This is a genomic window from Gottfriedia sp. ABJ_BB2_2 (genome assembly GCF_055484705.1).
Map to the genome: position 1 here is coordinate 819010 of NZ_JBVFKR010000001.1, position 16110 is coordinate 835119.

The window sequence follows — 16110 nt, forward strand, 5'->3', positions numbered from 1 at the left end:
CCCCTTAAATCTTTCTTTTCAACTTATAAACATATGCCAAAATCTCGGCAACTGCTTTAAAAAACTCTTCTGGCACTTCATCCCCAATGTCCGCTTGTGCATATAGCGCTCTAGCAAGGGGACGATTTTCAATCGTTACAATATCATGTGCTTTTGCGATTTCTCTTATTTTTAATGCTAGGAAATCCACTCCTTTTGCAACGACAAATGGAGCATCTCTTTTTTCCTCATCATATTTAAGAGCAACTGCATAATGAGTAGGGTTTGTAATGATTACATCAGCATTTGGAATTTCCTGCATCATTCGACGCATGGCAATTTCCCTTTGCTTTTGTTTAATTTTTGATTTAATTAGTGGATCCCCTTCGGATTTTTTATACTCATCCTTAATATCTTGCTTTGACATTCTAATATTTTTTTCAAAATCAAAGCGTTGATAAAACAAGTCTAGCATTGCTACTAAAAATAAAGAGCCAGATGCGTATAAACCACTTTTTACAACTAAATTATAAATTGTTTCTGCGACTTCCCTAATACCGATAAAGGGTAAATTTAATATTTCCTGTTTACTTTGCCAAATAATGTAAAAGGTAGCTGCACCAACAATTGAAATTTTTAATAATGACTTTACTAATTCAACGATTGCTCTTAATGAATATATTTTTTTAAATCCTTGTATAGGATTCAAGCGATCAAACTTTACAGCAATTGACTCAGTCGAAAATATAAAACCAACTTGCGATATATTAGCTACGATCGCAGCAATAAAAGCAACTCCTAAAAAAGGACCAATTAAAATTAAAATTTGAATGTAAATTTTAGATAGCACTGAACTAGCATTTTGATTAGAAATATCTTTTAATAAATTATGTTCCAGATAGTCCTTCATCACATGCTCAAATTGGTCAAAAAGAAACTGTCGACCAAATAGTAAAAAGAGAAACATGGAAAGTAAAATCACAGCTGTATTAATCTCTACGCTTTTAGCTACCTGCCCTTTTTTCTTCGTTTCTTCCCTCTTTTTGGGGGTTGCTTTCTCAGTTTTTTCCCCAGAAAAAAGTTGTAAATTAAGTTTAATTTGTGCCATTTTAAATTCCTCCAATTAACTGGATGAGGGAATTTGTTGATTGTACAACTAATTCAAATAAATGCTGAACTAATACCATCATTGTTGGTAAACCGATGATTAACAAAATAAATGCAATGATTACTTTTAATGGTAAGCCAACAACAAAAATATTCAGTTGAGGAACAATTCTCGTTAAAATACCTAATGCAATATCTACTAAAAATAATGATGCAACAATTGGTAGCGCCATTTGAAATGCGATAATAAACATTGAGATAAAGATTTTTACAACTTCAAGCATAAATTCCTCATGACCAATGGGTAATCCTGTCGAATTTACAGGAATTATTTTAAAGCTATTTATGATCCCTTGTAGTAAAAGATGGTGTGCGTTAACCGATAATAAAAATAAGATCGTAATTGCATTTAAAAATTGACCTGTAATTGGATTTTGCATACCAGTTTGTGGATCAAATACACTAGCCATTGAAAATCCGACTTGAAAATCGATTAATCCTCCAGCAATTTGAATCGCTGACATCACAATAAATGCAATTAATCCAAGTGCTAAACCAACAACTGCTTCTTTCATTAGTAGTAATAGATAATTATCAACATTTAGTAACGGTTGTTGATCGACAAGAAAAAATGCAATATAGCTTGTAAAGAAGGAAAATCCTACTTTATGAATTGTCGGTATTGATCTGTTCGAAAAAATCGGAACTGTGACAAAAAAACTAGACATTCTTACGAAAATTAATAGAAATGCAGGTATGCTTTGATATAAAGTATCCATTTTTATTAACCTACGAAATTATTCAAATTACTAAAAATTTGAAATGTAAACTCTACTAATTTAGTTAACATCCAAGGTCCAAAGAAAATGAGTGCAACTAATATAGCAACTATTTTTGGAATAAATGCTAATGTTTGCTCTTGAATTTGGGTTGTTGCTTGAAAAATACTGACAATCAAACCTATTACTAAAGCAATGATAAGTAATGGACCACTCACAATAAATAATGTATAGATTGCCTTTTGAGCTATTGTTATAACGAATTCTTGACTCATTTTTTTAGTTCACCTCTAGAAGCTTTCGAGCAGTGATTTAACAATTAAATACCATCCATCTACCATAATAAATAATAATATTTTGAAAGGTAGTGAGATCATAATAGGTGGTAACATCATCATCCCCATTGACATTAATACACTCGCTACAACCATATCTATCACTAAAAAAGGTATAAATATCATAAAACCCATTTGAAAAGCAGATTTTAATTCACTAATTGCATATGCTGGTACTAATGTAGTTAATGGAATGTCTTTAATACTTTTAGGCTTTTCCATACCTGTATAACCCATAAATAACTCTAGGTCCTTTTGTCTCGTATGTTTACTCATGTATTCTTTAACCGGAATAGAAGCACGATCATATGCTTGTTCTAACGTTATTTTATTATCAAATAAAGGTGTTAAGGCTTGTTTATTTACTTCTTGAAATGTTGGAGCCATAATAAAAAATGTTAAGAACATTGCTAATCCTAGTAATACTTGATTTGGTGGTAGACCTTGAGTCCCAATTGATGTTCTAACAAAAGATAGAACAATGATTATCCTTGTAAAACATGTAGTAAGAATAATTATTCCCGGTGCAATAGATAATACCGTTAATAATAATAATAGTTTTACAGATGTTGTAACCGTTTCTGGATTACTAGAATTAAAGTATTGAACTACATCATTCATTCTTGTCGATCCCTTTCTCATCAATTCTAGTAAGGATTGAATTTTTCTTACCTTTTAAAGACTGCATTTGTTGATTAAACAGATTTTTAAATGATTCTTTTGTAGAATTTATTTTTGCTGAATCTACTTTTCGATAATCTTGTTTAATTACGTTTTCAAACCATTTCGTAACCTTTACTTCAGCTTGCGTTTTTTGCTCTCTTAATTCTTCAATCGATTGTATTTCGTCTTGATCACTAATCTCTTTTAGTAAAGTAATATCCTCGCCCACACCAACTACATATAATGAGTTTCCAATTTTTAAAATTTGAACAGATTTATTAGATCCAACTGATGTGCCACCAAGTGAATGAATTACATTATTTTTTGAGAAAGAATTTCCATTTCTTTTAATCCAGAAAAGTACTAAATATAGTAGTCCAATGACAATTCCAAAAGAAATGATCATTTTCACATAGTCAAAAAATGTTAGTTTGGTTGACTTTACTTCTGAGATGTCTTGACTAGTCTTCTTTTTTGTATTGTCATCACATAACTTTGGGTTATCTATACAATCTTGTATAGATGGATTAGATTGCGCCGCTAAACCAACTGTGGGTTTAAACGGCGCAACGATCACCATCAATGACAACAACGTTAAAAAAAGTAGCTTCTTCATTCGTTGTCACCTTCTTTTCAAATTCAATGCTAGATTGATATTAAGCTAATGTTTTAGAAATAGCTTCAATTACACGGTCAGCTTGGAAAGGCTTAACAATAAAGTCTCTAGCTCCAGCTTGAATTGCGTCAATTACCATTGCTTGTTGTCCCATTGCTGAACACATAATTACTTTTGCATTAGGATTAATTTTCTTAATTTCTTTTAATGCTGCAATTCCATCCATTTCTGGCATTGTAATATCCATTGTTACAAGGTCTGGTTGATGCTCTTTATATTTTTCAACGGCTTGAGCACCGTCAGCAGCTTCTGCTACTACGTTAAAACCATTTTTTACTAAGATGTCTTTAATCATCATTCGCATAAATGCTGCGTCATCAACTATAAGAATATTATTTGCCATTACAAATTCCTCCAAAATATATTTAAATTATTTTAAATTATTTAAACGATCGCTTTTACTTACGATATCAGTAACACGAACTCCAAAATTCTCATCAATTACAACTACTTCACCTTTTGCAATTAACTTACTATTAATTAGAATTTCAACAGGTTCCCCTGCAAGCTTGTCTAACTCTAAGATTGAGCCAGTCGTTAATTCTAGAATTTCTTTAACAGAGCGCTTTGTTCTACCTAATTCAACTGTTACATTCAAAGGAATATCGAATAACATATTTAAATTTCTAGCTTCATTTTCAGTAATTGACACTGGTTGTAATTGTGAAAAAGCAGCTGGTTGAACAGATTGGTTACTAATAGGGTGTGATGTTCCAATCATTTGATTTCCAAGAGAATTTGAACTTGCTGGTGCAATATACGTCTCTTGCTGTTGTACCATTCTTTCGTTGTGTACAGGCTCTTGATAGTGTTGAGCTGCTTGCTGTACTTGTGGTTGAACTTGTTGTTGTGGTGCTTTTTGTTGCGTTACCCCTTCTGAAGGAGTTTTCGCTGGTTGATTCAGTGCAAACAATTCATCAACTAACTCCTTACCAAAGTCATAGGGTAAAAGCTGCATAATAGATGAATCTATTAATTCCCCTACTTTTAATCTAAATGAAACTTTAATGAGATACTCATCTTGAGGAACTTTATTTGTTCCTTCACCTACTTTGAAGTCAATTAACCCAATTGTCGGTGGTGAGATATCTACCTTTTTCTTAAAGATTGTACTCATTGAAGTTGCAGCTGAACCCATCATTTGATTCATTGCTTCTTGGACCGCACTTAAATGAATTTCATCTAATTCAGTATCTTCCACATTCGTACCATCTCCGCCAAGCATTAAGTTAGCGATGATTGCAGCATCTCTTGTGTCAATAACAAATAGATTAGCGCCAACAAATCCTATTGTGTAACCTACTTGTACTGCGACGTATGGAGATTGAAACTCTTTTTCTAAATGTTGTCGATGTAAAACAGATAAACTAGGAGTCGTAATTTCTACTTTTTGATTTAATAATGTTGATAGTGCTGTAGCAGAACTACCAAAAGATATATTACCTATTTCCCCTAAAGTATCCATTTCAATTGAAGACAATAAATCCTCCAAAGGGGGTACTTCTTCTTGATTATTTGCTTCAATCGGTTCTTCGCCTAAAGATCCACCATTTAATAGTAGTTCGATTTCTTCTTGAGATAGGATTTTGTCACTCATCACTTCCTCCCCCTTTCAACTCATCTAATATTTGAACTGCAACTTTTTTACCTACGACACCAGGTTGAGCAGTAAATTTATAGTTATTACCAATTTTAATATCTAAGGCTTCTTTCGTATTTTTATCTAACACGATTACATCACCAATATCCAAATTCAATAAGTCATTGATAGAAATTGTTGTTTGGCCTAGTTCTGCCGTAATTTCTAAATTTGTCAAATTGATTCGTTTGTTAATAAACTCTGTTTCCTCTTGATTTTTAGGCTTTGTATTTGGTTGCATCCAATATCTTACGGATAACTTTGGAATCATTGGTTCAAGCACTACATGAGGAATACAAATATTAATCATCCCGGTCGTATCACCAATTACAGTATTAAATGAGATTACAACAACCGTTTCATTTGGTGAAACAGTTTGTAAAAACTGAGGATTTACTTCAAAATCTGTTAATACTGTGTCAATATCTGCAATCGTACTCCAAGCATCACGCAGATTTTCAACAGCTCTTTCAAATAATTGAGTCATGATTTTTGTTTCGATTTCAGTTAAGTTCTCAACTTTATTAATACTATTTCCCTGACCACCTAGTACTCGGTCAAGCATTGCATACGCAATATGAGGATTGATTTCAAAAATAATTCTTCCATCTAAAGGAGGTACTTCAAATACATTTAATATCGTCATTTTAGGAATAGAGCGAATAAATTCCTCGTATGGAATTTGATCAGTTGATGCAACACTTATTTGTACATAAGTCCTTAATTGGGCTGAAAAATAAGTGGTTAACAATCTGGCAAAATTTTCGTGAATTCTTGTTAAACTACGGATATGATCTTTCGAAAATCTAAGTGCACGTTTAAAGTCATACACTTTTACTTTTCGTTCACTTTCTTCCTTTTTAAGTTCTTCGGCATCCATTTCACCTGTTGAAATAGCTGAAAGAAGCGCATCTATTTCATTTTGTGATAAAACTTCTCCTGACAAGCAATTCACCTCCTCTTACATGTAAGATCGACTATTGTAGGATGAATGAGGTGGTGTATACTTTTTCTACTTTTCCATCCTGCATTATACCGTTTAATTTTTCTTTTAACGTATTTTCTAACTTTGAAATACTATCTTTTTCCTTCAATTGGTCACTTTGCATCTGTGCCAATTGTTGAATGATTAAGTTTTTCACTTGAAAATCTCTTTTTTCTAGTTCAGCTTTCGCATCTTCACTTGAAGTTTGAATCTTATATGAGATTTTAATATAATCGCCATTTTTTAAATTCGTTGTGATTTCTGGAACATCAACTGACGATTCGATAATTTCATCAATTGATGGCTCTCCATTAGCGGGTTTTACGTTTACTTTATTAATAATAATGACAGTAACTGTTCCAATAAGCGTAATCGCTAACAGAAGCACGATCATAATATTTACTAACTTATTTTTAAACAATGGACTACGCCTCCATTTTTTTATCAGTTCCTAATAAATTAATTGATTGATAAAATGCAGTTACTAATTTTACTACTTCAATTTCTGGTTCTTTTACAAAGAATTTATGACCATTCGTTAAAGTAATTGTCGTATCAGGAAATGATTGAATTTCCTCGATATAAATTGCATTTAATGTAAATTTATTTCCGTTTAATTTTGTTAAGCTAATCATTTATAGTAGAGGATCAGGCTAAAGCTTAATCCTCTTTCACCTACCTTAACGTTTTAAGTTTACTAGCTCTTCTAAGATTTGATCAGAAGTTGTAATAATTCGAGAATTAGCCTGGAATCCACGTTGTGCAACAATCATATCAGTGAATTCTTCAGATAAATCAACATTTGACATTTCTAATGTACCAGCTTGTACTACACCACGAGAATTACCCGGAGTTGAAACATTTGGTATACCTGAGTTATTACTTTCTTGGAACGTATTACCGCCTGTTTTTAGAAGACCACCTGGATTAGAGAATGTTGCTAAAGCAATTTGTCCAAGAGTTTTTACTTGTCCATTTGAGAAAACACCTGTAATTTCACCTGATTGACCAAATGTGAAACTTGTTAGTGAACCACCTGCTGAACCATCTTTTTCCTTAACAGAAGTACTAGATGCCTCGGCAGTTTGTGATAATTTTTCGAAATTTAATTTATCTGGAGTTAATACGATTGCCGCTGCACCTACAGATGACGGAATAGTCACATTTGCTCCAAATGGATACGTTATTGGAGGTGTTGTATCTACGATTAATGATCCATCAGCATTAAAGTTTAAAGTTCCAGTACCGTAAGTTGTTGGTACTGCTGGTGGTGTTACTACATTTTGAACAGCAACACTCCAAGAGTTAGAAGCAGTTTTTGTATAAACTACATTTAGCGGCACTTCATTTCCTAAAGAGTCTCTAACTGCAAGATCCATTGATACTTTATCGCCAACTGCTGCATTACTTGATAAATTCCCATCAAATTTTATTGTAGTTGTAGGTGATGGAGCTACTGTTGCATTTTTATCAATTGTTAAATTAATTAACTTACTAGTATTAGGTTTGCCAGTTGTAGGGTCCATTGCATAGCCTTGAACTTTCAATCCATCAGAATTCACTAGATTTCCAACACTATCAATATCGAAGTTACCAGCACGTGAATAGTATTGTTGGTTCCCATTCTTAACAACAAAGAATCCGTCTCCGTCTATACCTAAATCTAGTAATCTACCAGTTGTTTGAAGACTTGAATTTGTCATAATCGTATCAATAGTTGCTACAGCAGAACCTAAACCTATTTGCTTAGCATTCGTTCCGCCACGATTATTTTGTGCGCTACTAGCACCTGACATTGTTTGACTCGCAATATCTTTAAATGTTACTCGTCCTTTTTTAAATCCATACGTATTAACGTTTGCGATGTTATTACCAATAACGTCTAATTTTGTTTGGAAATTTCTCATTCCACCAATTCCTGAATACATCGAACGAAGCATTAACTTTTCCTCCTTAAATAAGTAAATTGCTAGTTATAAATAGTTCATTTATTTCGTAGGTTGACTTTCACTATCAGTATTTTCACTTATTTTTGAAATATATTCTGTATATGTTGTTTTTCCATTAGTTAAATTGACTAAGTATCCATCTTTCGTTCTTTCTACAGATTTAACGATACCTTCTTCCATTTTTGTTGAATTTCCATCCTCAGAAACGACTATATAAGAAACTTTTTTTCCTATTAATTCACTGAACTGAAGTAAGTTAGTTGACATACTAGTTAAAAAGTTGTTTAAAGAAGTATTCATATTTGTCATTTGTTCAAGTGAAGAAAATGTTGCAAGTTGCGCAATATAGTCTTTATCTTGCATAGGATTTAATGGATCCTGGTTTTTCATCTGCGCCATTAGTAGCTTAAGAAAATCATCTTTTCCTAGCTCACTACCAGATTTTTTGCTTGTTTTCGAATTCGATGAATTAATTGCATTTAACGCATCTAAAATTGTACTCATGGGCTACAGGCTCACTTTCAAGAACTCATCTAAAAATGAAGAACTACCTTCTTCTTCTTTCTCAGATTGGTTTGATTGTTTTTGTTGTTGATTTTGTTGTTGCTTTTGATCACGCTCACGATTCAAGTATGATGAATTATCAGCTTGCAATGATTGATATAAATCAATCTTTTCTACTTGCAAATTGTTCATTTGAAGTGCTTGCTTTAAACCATCCATATTTGATTGTAGTAATTCTTTCGCTTTTCCTGAAGAAGCAATAATCGTTGCAGTCATTCCATGCTCATTTTTAACGAGTTCAATAGAAATCCTGCCGAGATGTTCTGGGAACAGCTTTATAAATATTTTTTGTTGACCCATTTCATTCGTAAAACTACTTTTTTGAATGATATTCTGGAAGTCTCTTACAAATTGATTGGCCTCAGCTTTATTTGTTGATTTTCCGATGAATAATGCAAACTGTTTAATATTTTCCCCAGAAAATGATTGATTTGAAGATGAGAAATTTTGATTTTCAGTTTCGGAAGTATTTATTTTTGTCATTGAGACAGGCTCTATTTCAGCTTCTTCAATAGTAGCCAATCCTTGATTTTCAGTATTAATTTTTGAATCAGTTAATTGTGAATTCGATATCATTTTTACGATACTATCAGAAACCATCTTAATTTGATCAATACCCAAACCATTATTTTCTAAAAATTGTCCTAACATCGGAATCAATTTATTTAATTCATTTTGAGAAATTACAATGGTTGAATTTTGAAGATCATCGCTTAGTTTAGCTCCAGAATTAATCGTTTCCATTAACTTTGAAAGAATATTAGATAAAATAGTAGAAATACCTTTCAAATCATCTAATTGGTTTACTACTGTTGAGTTATTAATGTCTGTTGAATTTAAAATGGCATTCATGAAACCTTTTGAGTCCGTTAATGAAATCCCATCTGATAAATTAAATGGAGTCTCGCTTGAATCATCACTTTTTGATTGATCTTGTATAGAGATTTCAAGTTGTTTTTGAATCAATGACTGTAATAGTGATAATATATCAACCATACTATTCAAGTTTTCTTTATCAGCTTTACTATCTTCTATTTTTCCAAGTGTATCTTCAATTAGCTTTTCTAGTTTTTTAATATTAGAATTTTCTTCATTATTTTTCACTAGTTTACGACCATTTTCATTCGGTTGAACCGTTTGAAGAGATTGTGAATCCTTCATAACTTTATCAAAAGATTTATTATTCTTCTGAATATATGAAGATTTTGATTTCAATGGTTGCACCATATTGAATAATTGATACTTTTCAATCCCTTTCATACTGTTCACCTCCCTCCACTTTACTGTCTTTTATCTTGAATTAGCTGTCATCATGGAAGTAAACTTCGCAGCTTTTTTAACATCCATGTTTGCTAAAATTTCTGTTACAGCTTCGTTTTTAAGGTTCGAAAGAATATAAAATGCCTCGTCTTCAGATACCGTTGATAATATTTGTGCTGCTTGCTTTTCAGACATTTGCTCATAACTAGTAAATAACTTTTTTGATAATGCTTTCTTCTCTTCTTCTGAATCAATTGTTGCTGTATTTCTTTCTTCTAAATCCTTGATTTGTTGTCTTAACTTTTCAGCTTCAATGCGTAAACTGTTAATATGTTGATCTTTTTCTTTTGTTTGACTTTTCAATTTATTTAATTCTTCTTCAACTTTTTTATTCGTTTCTGTAAGCTTTGTAAGATTATTTTTCAATTGCTCTTGTTCTGATAAAGGAGACTCACTTTTTACGTATGATTCAATAATAGGAATATGTGAAGCAATCTTTCTTGCCTCTTTCGAAACATTTACGCCAGCAACATTCAAGATAATCACAGCAATTGTTACTGTAAAAAGTATTGGAATCAAAAAGACAAAAATAAAATATTGAAAAGCGCTGTATTCTTTTTCGTTCGTCTCAATTTGCATTTTTATCACCTATAAGTTTCGATTTACAAATTGTTGAAGAGATAGGTCATCCATGAGTTTAGACTCTAAATTAAGTAAATTTGCATATTGAAGTTTAAAAGCTTTTTCCTTCATCTTTTCAAATTTCTTCACTTCTACATTTTGATCGAGTAATTCTTCTTGCTTCGTTATCATGACATTTCTAGTTCGCATTACATCAATTTGAGCTTTAGAAATGTCTCTTTCTAATGCGTCTCTAAAAAGTTGTTGTTGTTTAATACCGATGATTGAAAGACCAGTGTTTAATTCTTGTTCTGTATGTTCATCAAGCATTTCTTTTTTCCTTAGAAGCTCAAATAATTTCGTCGCTTCTTTTTCAAAGGATTTAACAGCAACTTCATAGCTTATTTGAACTTGTTCTTTTTCTTTTTGTTTAATTGTTAATATTTTTTCAAATCTAAATGGTATTGCCATTATTGATCACCCTTACTAACAATTGAATTTAACATTTGTATTGTTTCTTCTGCTGAATAATTTTCATGAACCGATTGTTTAAAAAATTCAACAATTTTTGGATAATAAAATATAGCTTCATCGATTTCTACGCTTGTTCCTCGCTTATAGGCACCAATGTTAATTAAATCCTCCGAGTTTAAATAAGTTGCTAATAACGTTCGAACTCTATCAGCTAGCTCTATATTTTCTCTCGGAACGACTGCTGGCATTACCCTACTTACACTTTTCAGAACATTAATTGCCGGAAATTGACCTTTATTTGCTAATTCACGATCTAATACAATATGACCGTCTAATATACCACGGACTGTATCTGATATCGGTTCATTTAAATCATCACCATCAACTAGAACAGTGTAAAATGCACTGATTGTGCCATGTTCACTTGTACCTGTTCTTTCAAGTAATTTAGGCAAAATCGCAAATACTGAAGGTGTATATCCTTTTGTTGTTGGTGGTTCTCCAGTTGCTAAACCGATTTCTCGTTGAGCCATAGCTACTCGTGTAACGCTATCCATCATGAACATGACATTTAAACCACGATCTCGAAAATATTCAGCGATTGCAGTTGCCGTAAAAGCTCCTTTTAGCCTCATTAACGCTGGTTGATCAGAAGTAGCTACTACTACGATTGATTTAGCCAAGCCTTCAGGGCCCAAATCTCTTTCAATAAATTCTCGAACCTCTCTACCACGTTCTCCAATTAATGCGATGACGTTTAGATCTGCAGTTGCGTTTCTAGCAATCATCCCCATTAATGTACTTTTACCAACACCACTACCTGCGAAAATACCGATTCTTTGACCATTTCCAACACTTAGCATACTATCGATTACTTTTACCCCAACTTCAACTTGTTCCGAAATTGGTGGTCTCTTCATCGGGTTTGGAGGATCGTTTTCAGTTGGTACTGGCCTTAAGCCTTTTGGTAAGCTTGAACCATCTAGTGGTTCTCCCAATGCATTAACAACTTGTCCAATTAACGAATTACCAACTTTTACTTGTAGTGACTTTCCTGTAGTTTCAACGATACAACCTGGTGAAATATCATGTACATTTGTATACGGCATCAGCAAGACGTTTTCATCATTAAATCCTACAACTTCTGCAAATACTTTCTTCTTTTGATTTTTATCAAGAAAGATGTAACATAAATCGCCTATTGAAGCTTTCGGTCCTTTTGACTCAATCATCAACCCTATTACTCTAAGTACCTTACCAAACCTTCTATATGAGTCAATTGAAGGAAGTTGTTGAATTACTCTAGTTAGTTGCATCTACTTCCTCCTGACTTAATTCTAAAAGCTTCCTAGAAATTTCACTTAATTGAACATCTACACTCGCATCAATTCTTCCAAACGAAGAATCAATTACACAGCTACCCATTGATAATGTTTCATCAGGATAAATAAATAACTTTGATTCATTTAATAATATTTTTTCTAATTCAACGCGTTGAGCAACTAATAAATCATATTGAGAAGGATGAATAGTTAATCGTATATCTTTCTCTTCTCTGATTTCATGTAAAACTTTCTTAACAATTGGTAATAGATGTTCCTGATTTTGGTTAATCTCATGTAATAAGATATGTTCTGAAACTGCTAATCCAAGTTTTAAAATCGCATCTTCGCTTTCTTCGATTCTGTTTATATAATCTACTTTTGAAGCTTCAACTACTTCTTTGGCCTCATTCAATAAACTTTCATATTCAAAAAAAGCAATTTGTCGGCCTTCCTCTTTACCTAGTGCAATACCTTCATCTTTTGCTAATTGAATTAAGTCGATTTTTTCTTCAAACCAAAGCTGCTTCATTTGATCAATTTCTAATTGAGCTTCTCTTTTTTGCATCTCAATTTCTTGTTTCACTTGTTCCAATTTATTTTGATATGTTTCTAGCTCTTCTCTAACATTTAGAAGCTGCTCGTTATTATTATCGTTTACTAACAAATCCTCAGTTTGCTGAAATACTCGTTGGATTCCGATTGTTTTTGCAGGAGTCGATTCATTTTGCAATTGCTGTCTTTTTATTAAATTAGACAATAATATCCTCTCCTCCGCCTCTAGCAACTACGATAATGCCTGATTCTTCTAATCGACGAATTGTTGATACGATACGAGTCTGAGCTTCCTCAACATCACGTAAACGAACCGGTCCAAGATACTCCATTTCTTCCATGAAGGTTTCTGCCATACGATTTGACATATTTTTAAAGATAACGTTCTTAACTTCTTCACTTGCGACTTTAAGTGCAAGCATAAGGTCTTCATTCTCAACATCTCGAATAACACGTTGGATTGAACGATTATCAAGTGTAACAATATCTTCAAATACAAACATTCTCTTTTTAATTTCTTCTGCCAGTTCAGGATCCTGTATTTCAAGTGCTTCAAGAATCGTTCTTTCTGTACTACGGTCTACACCGTTTAATACATCAACAACAGTCTCTATACCACCTGTTTGTGTATAATCCTGTGTCACACTTGTTGATAGCTTTCTTTCTAAAAGCTGCTCTACTTCATTGATGATCTCTGGTGATGTACTATCCATTAATGCAATCCTCTTCGCGATATCAGCCTGCATATCTTGAGGCAACTCAGAAAGGATTTGACCTGCCTGAATGGAATCAAGATAAGATAAGATTAATGCGATTGTTTGAGGATGCTCGTTTTGAATAAAGTTTAATATTTGTGATGGATCTGCTTTTCTAGCAAAATCAAATGGCTTAACATGTAATGAAGATGTCAATCTATTAATGATTGTTTGAGCTTGATCTCCACCCAATGCTTTTTCCAAAATTGTTTTTGCGTAGCCGATTCCACCTTGCGTAATATATTCTTGCGCTAATGCAATTTGGTGAAATTCTTCTATTATACCTTCTTTATCTTTCGCTTCTACCTTTCGGACACCAGAAATTTCAAGTGTTAACCTTTCAATTTCTTCCTCAGATAAATGCTTGTAAACTTGTGCAGATACATCTGGACCAAGAGAAATAAGAAGAATAGCAGCCTTTTGTTTTCCAGTTAACTCAGTTGATTTATCCTTTTTTGCCATTGTTCTCCTCCTAGTCCTCTGAAATCCAGCTTCTTAATAATTTCGCAAATTCTTCTGGCTTTTCTTTCGCCATTTTTTCTAGTTGCTTTCTTCTTACTGTTCCATCTGTTTCAGTTTCATCATTTATGTCTGGAACATCAATAATAGGTGCGGCTAAATCTTCTACTGTAATCTCTTCTTGACGTCGTTTACGTAGTAATAAGAATACTAGAATGATAATAATCAATAATAAAGCGCCACCAGCGATATACATCCATAATGGAATTGTTGTTTTCGTTGAAGTTAATGCAGCATTATTTCCTTTAAATTGAGATACTGAAACTGCAACCTTTTCTGCTACTTGATCTTGAGTTAACTCAACTCCATCTTTGTTATACCCTTTATCGATTGATGTTTTTACAATTGTTCCTAGCATTTGTTTGATTTCATCAATTGTTTGCTGTGGTAATGAGTTCACATCTTTTGGATTAGGTGGTTCAACAGCTAGCTGAATACTCAAGTCTCTAATTCGATATGGTGCATCAACGATTTCATTTTTAATTCGATTTACATCATAGTTAATTCTTTCTTCTTCTTTTGTATAATCACCATTACTTGAACTATCTGAACCTTGATAGCTTGCAATATCTTCATCACCTGTACCAGCTACTCCACCATCGGTCGGCTTCGAACCAGCATAAGCTTCTTTTATTTTTTCTGAGCTAACGGCAATACCCTGGATATTTTCTTTATCCACAGGTTCTACTAACTCCTGATTACTTTTCTTTTGACTAAAATCGATATCAGCAGTTACTCCGACAGCAACTTTATCAGGTCCCATCATTTTACCAAGCAATTGTTGAACTTGAAGTTGAATATCTTTTTCGACATTATTTTTAATCATTTCTTGAGAAGCAATGTCTGTACCAATTTCCGTATCATCATCTTCAGTTTTTATGTCAAAACTATCAAAAAATTGATTCGTTATGACGATATTAGAAATAGGTAAGTTCGGAACACTTTTTGATACTAAATGATAAAGTGCAGTTTTCTGTTCTTGATTAAACTTATATCCTGGTTCCGTTTCTAATACGATTGACGCGGACGCCTCTCCAGCCTCATCTGTGACCCACACACTCTTTTCTGGAAGATTAATCATTACTTTCGCATTATTAATCCCATCTATTTCTTTCATTAAATTAGCAAGTTCATTTTGCATAGCTTCTAGCTTCACAACATTAAACTCATTATCAGTCATACTAAAATTGCTATTACTACCAAAAAACTCATAATCGATCGTTCCTGAATCCGGAATTCCTTTTGATGCAAGGTCTACCTTTAACTCATCTACTACAGTATCTGGTACAAAAATTGTTTGTCCATTATCCTTAATTTCAGAAGTGATACCTTTTGAATCTAGCGTCTCTTTTATTTGCCCTGTTTCAGAAGGGGAAAGATTACTATATAAAGGAACTAAATTTTCTTTTGTAAAAAAATAAGTACTTGCTGCTAATATAACTACTAATAGGACTGGGAGCCCAATTAAGAATGATTTTTGTTTTAACGTTCGATTCGTCCAAAAATTCCTTATTCGAGCGATCCATCCTTTCACCTTTTCGTTCATTACAATCCCCCAGATGTTATTCAAAATATGAAAAACATTATATATATATTTTTTACTTTGCTTAAATTGATTTTCTCATTACATTTGCATTCTCATCATTTCTTGATATGCATCAATAACTTTATTTCGAATCTCCATCGTAGTTTGTAACATAATACTTGATTTTTCAGATGCGATCATGACATTATGTAAATCAACATTTTCGCCTCTTACTAATTTATTTGTTAAATCACTTGAAGCAAGGCCTGCTTGGTTAACTTCATTAATAGAATCTTTTAAAAAACCTGCAAATTTAGATTGTATTTCACCTGATGTACTAACAGCATTTGTTGGTTTTAGAGGCTGTATATTAAACGATTGAATTTGATTGATTTGTGTCATC

General features: G+C 32.7%; 20 protein-coding genes. All 20 read right to left on the bottom strand.

Annotated features, from left to right (window positions below; all coding sequences use genetic code 11):
* Nucleotides 1-4: 4 nt before the first annotated feature.
* Nucleotides 5-1087 (bottom strand): flagellar biosynthesis protein FlhB, encoded by a 1083-nt coding sequence (gene flhB, locus ACX6U0_RS04140; protein WP_464958725.1) that lies wholly within the window; start codon nt 1085-1087, stop codon nt 5-7.
* Between the two features lies 1 nt (nt 1088).
* Nucleotides 1089-1865 (bottom strand): flagellar biosynthetic protein FliR, encoded by a 777-nt coding sequence (gene fliR, locus ACX6U0_RS04145; RefSeq protein ID WP_464958726.1) that lies wholly within the window; start codon nt 1863-1865, stop codon nt 1089-1091.
* A 5-nt stretch (nt 1866-1870) separates the two neighbouring features.
* Nucleotides 1871-2140: a flagellar biosynthesis protein FliQ gene (gene fliQ, locus ACX6U0_RS04150; protein WP_087998531.1), complete on the bottom strand. Its 270-nt coding sequence runs from the start codon at nt 2138-2140 to the stop codon at nt 1871-1873.
* Nucleotides 2141-2155: 15 nt separating this feature from the next.
* On the bottom strand, nt 2156-2821 hold the full coding sequence (gene fliP / locus ACX6U0_RS04155; protein ID WP_464958727.1) for a flagellar type III secretion system pore protein FliP: 666 nt from the start codon (nt 2819-2821) through the stop codon (nt 2156-2158).
* Nucleotides 2814-3479 (bottom strand): flagellar biosynthetic protein FliO, encoded by a 666-nt coding sequence (locus ACX6U0_RS04160; RefSeq protein WP_464958728.1) that lies wholly within the window; start codon nt 3477-3479, stop codon nt 2814-2816. Before ACX6U0_RS04160 ends, fliP begins: the two co-directional genes overlap by 8 nt.
* A 40-nt stretch (nt 3480-3519) precedes the next feature.
* Nucleotides 3520-3882 (bottom strand): response regulator, encoded by a 363-nt coding sequence (locus ACX6U0_RS04165; RefSeq protein ID WP_087998534.1) that lies wholly within the window; start codon nt 3880-3882, stop codon nt 3520-3522.
* Between the two features lie 27 nt (nt 3883-3909).
* Complete coding sequence (fliY, locus tag ACX6U0_RS04170; protein ID WP_464958729.1) at nt 3910-5139, bottom strand: flagellar motor switch phosphatase FliY; 1230 nt, start codon at nt 5137-5139, stop codon at nt 3910-3912.
* Nucleotides 5129-6124: a flagellar motor switch protein FliM gene (fliM, locus tag ACX6U0_RS04175; protein WP_464958730.1), complete on the bottom strand. Its 996-nt coding sequence runs from the start codon at nt 6122-6124 to the stop codon at nt 5129-5131. Before fliM ends, fliY begins: the two co-directional genes overlap by 11 nt.
* Before the next feature lie 31 nt (nt 6125-6155).
* Nucleotides 6156-6584, bottom strand: coding sequence for a flagellar basal body-associated protein FliL (gene fliL / locus ACX6U0_RS04180; RefSeq protein ID WP_464958731.1), 429 nt, complete (start codon nt 6582-6584; stop codon nt 6156-6158).
* Between the two features lie 4 nt (nt 6585-6588).
* Nucleotides 6589-6798: a flagellar FlbD family protein gene (locus tag ACX6U0_RS04185; RefSeq protein ID WP_464958732.1), complete on the bottom strand. Its 210-nt coding sequence runs from the start codon at nt 6796-6798 to the stop codon at nt 6589-6591.
* 45 nt (nt 6799-6843) lie between these two features.
* Nucleotides 6844-8103 carry a flagellar hook protein FlgE gene (locus tag ACX6U0_RS04190; RefSeq protein WP_464958733.1) on the bottom strand — a complete coding sequence of 420 codons (1260 nt, stop codon included), beginning with the start codon at nt 8101-8103 and terminating at the stop codon, nt 6844-6846.
* Between the two features lie 48 nt (nt 8104-8151).
* Nucleotides 8152-8616 (bottom strand): flagellar hook assembly protein FlgD, encoded by a 465-nt coding sequence (gene flgD / locus ACX6U0_RS04195; protein WP_464958734.1) that lies wholly within the window; start codon nt 8614-8616, stop codon nt 8152-8154.
* Nucleotides 8617-8619: 3 nt separating this feature from the next.
* On the bottom strand, nt 8620-9936 hold the full coding sequence (locus ACX6U0_RS04200) for a flagellar hook-length control protein FliK (RefSeq protein ID WP_464958735.1): 1317 nt from the start codon (nt 9934-9936) through the stop codon (nt 8620-8622).
* Between the two features lie 30 nt (nt 9937-9966).
* On the bottom strand, nt 9967-10575 hold the full coding sequence (locus ACX6U0_RS04205) for a MotE family protein (protein WP_464958736.1): 609 nt from the start codon (nt 10573-10575) through the stop codon (nt 9967-9969).
* Nucleotides 10576-10584: 9 nt separating this feature from the next.
* Nucleotides 10585-11028, bottom strand: a complete 444-nt coding sequence (fliJ, locus tag ACX6U0_RS04210; protein ID WP_464958737.1) for a flagellar export protein FliJ — start codon at nt 11026-11028, stop codon at nt 10585-10587.
* Nucleotides 11028-12347 carry a flagellar protein export ATPase FliI gene (fliI, locus tag ACX6U0_RS04215; protein ID WP_464958738.1) on the bottom strand — a complete coding sequence of 440 codons (1320 nt, stop codon included), beginning with the start codon at nt 12345-12347 and terminating at the stop codon, nt 11028-11030. Before fliI ends, fliJ begins: the two co-directional genes overlap by 1 nt.
* Nucleotides 12334-13113, bottom strand: a complete 780-nt coding sequence (gene fliH / locus ACX6U0_RS04220) for a flagellar assembly protein FliH (protein ID WP_464958739.1) — start codon at nt 13111-13113, stop codon at nt 12334-12336. Before fliH ends, fliI begins: the two co-directional genes overlap by 14 nt.
* Entirely contained in the window at nt 13106-14125 is a 1020-nt protein-coding gene (gene fliG, locus ACX6U0_RS04225; protein WP_464958740.1) for a flagellar motor switch protein FliG, read from the bottom strand. Before fliG ends, fliH begins: the two co-directional genes overlap by 8 nt.
* Before the next feature lie 10 nt (nt 14126-14135).
* Entirely contained in the window at nt 14136-15728 is a 1593-nt protein-coding gene (gene fliF / locus ACX6U0_RS04230) for a flagellar basal-body MS-ring/collar protein FliF (protein WP_464958741.1), read from the bottom strand.
* A 78-nt stretch (nt 15729-15806) separates the two neighbouring features.
* Entirely contained in the window at nt 15807-16109 is a 303-nt protein-coding gene (fliE, locus tag ACX6U0_RS04235; RefSeq protein WP_464958742.1) for a flagellar hook-basal body complex protein FliE, read from the bottom strand.
* Nucleotide 16110: the final 1 nt, after the last annotated feature.

Excerpts from the sequence above, each read along its gene's own strand:
- fliQ (WP_087998531.1), bottom strand. The coding sequence starts at position 2,140 with ATGAGTCAAGAATTCGTTATAACAATAGCTCAAAAGGCAATCTATACA.
- fliE (WP_464958742.1), bottom strand. The coding sequence starts at position 16,109 with ATGACACAAATCAATCAAATTCAATCGTTTAATATACAGCCTCTAAAA.
- ACX6U0_RS04190 (WP_464958733.1), bottom strand. The coding sequence starts at position 8,103 with ATGCTTCGTTCGATGTATTCAGGAATTGGTGGAATGAGAAATTTCCAA.
- ACX6U0_RS04160 (WP_464958728.1), bottom strand. The coding sequence starts at position 3,479 with ATGAAGAAGCTACTTTTTTTAACGTTGTTGTCATTGATGGTGATCGTT.
- ACX6U0_RS04200 (WP_464958735.1), bottom strand. The coding sequence starts at position 9,936 with ATGAAAGGGATTGAAAAGTATCAATTATTCAATATGGTGCAACCATTG.
- ACX6U0_RS04185 (WP_464958732.1), bottom strand. The coding sequence starts at position 6,798 with ATGATTAGCTTAACAAAATTAAACGGAAATAAATTTACATTAAATGCA.
- fliJ (WP_464958737.1), bottom strand. The coding sequence starts at position 11,028 with ATGGCAATACCATTTAGATTTGAAAAAATATTAACAATTAAACAAAAA.
- fliP (WP_464958727.1), bottom strand. The coding sequence starts at position 2,821 with ATGAATGATGTAGTTCAATACTTTAATTCTAGTAATCCAGAAACGGTT.
- fliF (WP_464958741.1), bottom strand. The coding sequence starts at position 15,728 with ATGAACGAAAAGGTGAAAGGATGGATCGCTCGAATAAGGAATTTTTGG.
- ACX6U0_RS04165 (WP_087998534.1), bottom strand. The coding sequence starts at position 3,882 with ATGGCAAATAATATTCTTATAGTTGATGACGCAGCATTTATGCGAATG.
- ACX6U0_RS04205 (WP_464958736.1), bottom strand. The coding sequence starts at position 10,575 with ATGCAAATTGAGACGAACGAAAAAGAATACAGCGCTTTTCAATATTTT.
- fliI (WP_464958738.1), bottom strand. The coding sequence starts at position 12,347 with ATGCAACTAACTAGAGTAATTCAACAACTTCCTTCAATTGACTCATAT.
- flgD (WP_464958734.1), bottom strand. The coding sequence starts at position 8,616 with ATGAGTACAATTTTAGATGCGTTAAATGCAATTAATTCATCGAATTCG.
- fliR (WP_464958726.1), bottom strand. The coding sequence starts at position 1,865 with ATGGATACTTTATATCAAAGCATACCTGCATTTCTATTAATTTTCGTA.
- flhB (WP_464958725.1), bottom strand. The coding sequence starts at position 1,087 with ATGGCACAAATTAAACTTAATTTACAACTTTTTTCTGGGGAAAAAACT.
- fliG (WP_464958740.1), bottom strand. The coding sequence starts at position 14,125 with ATGGCAAAAAAGGATAAATCAACTGAGTTAACTGGAAAACAAAAGGCT.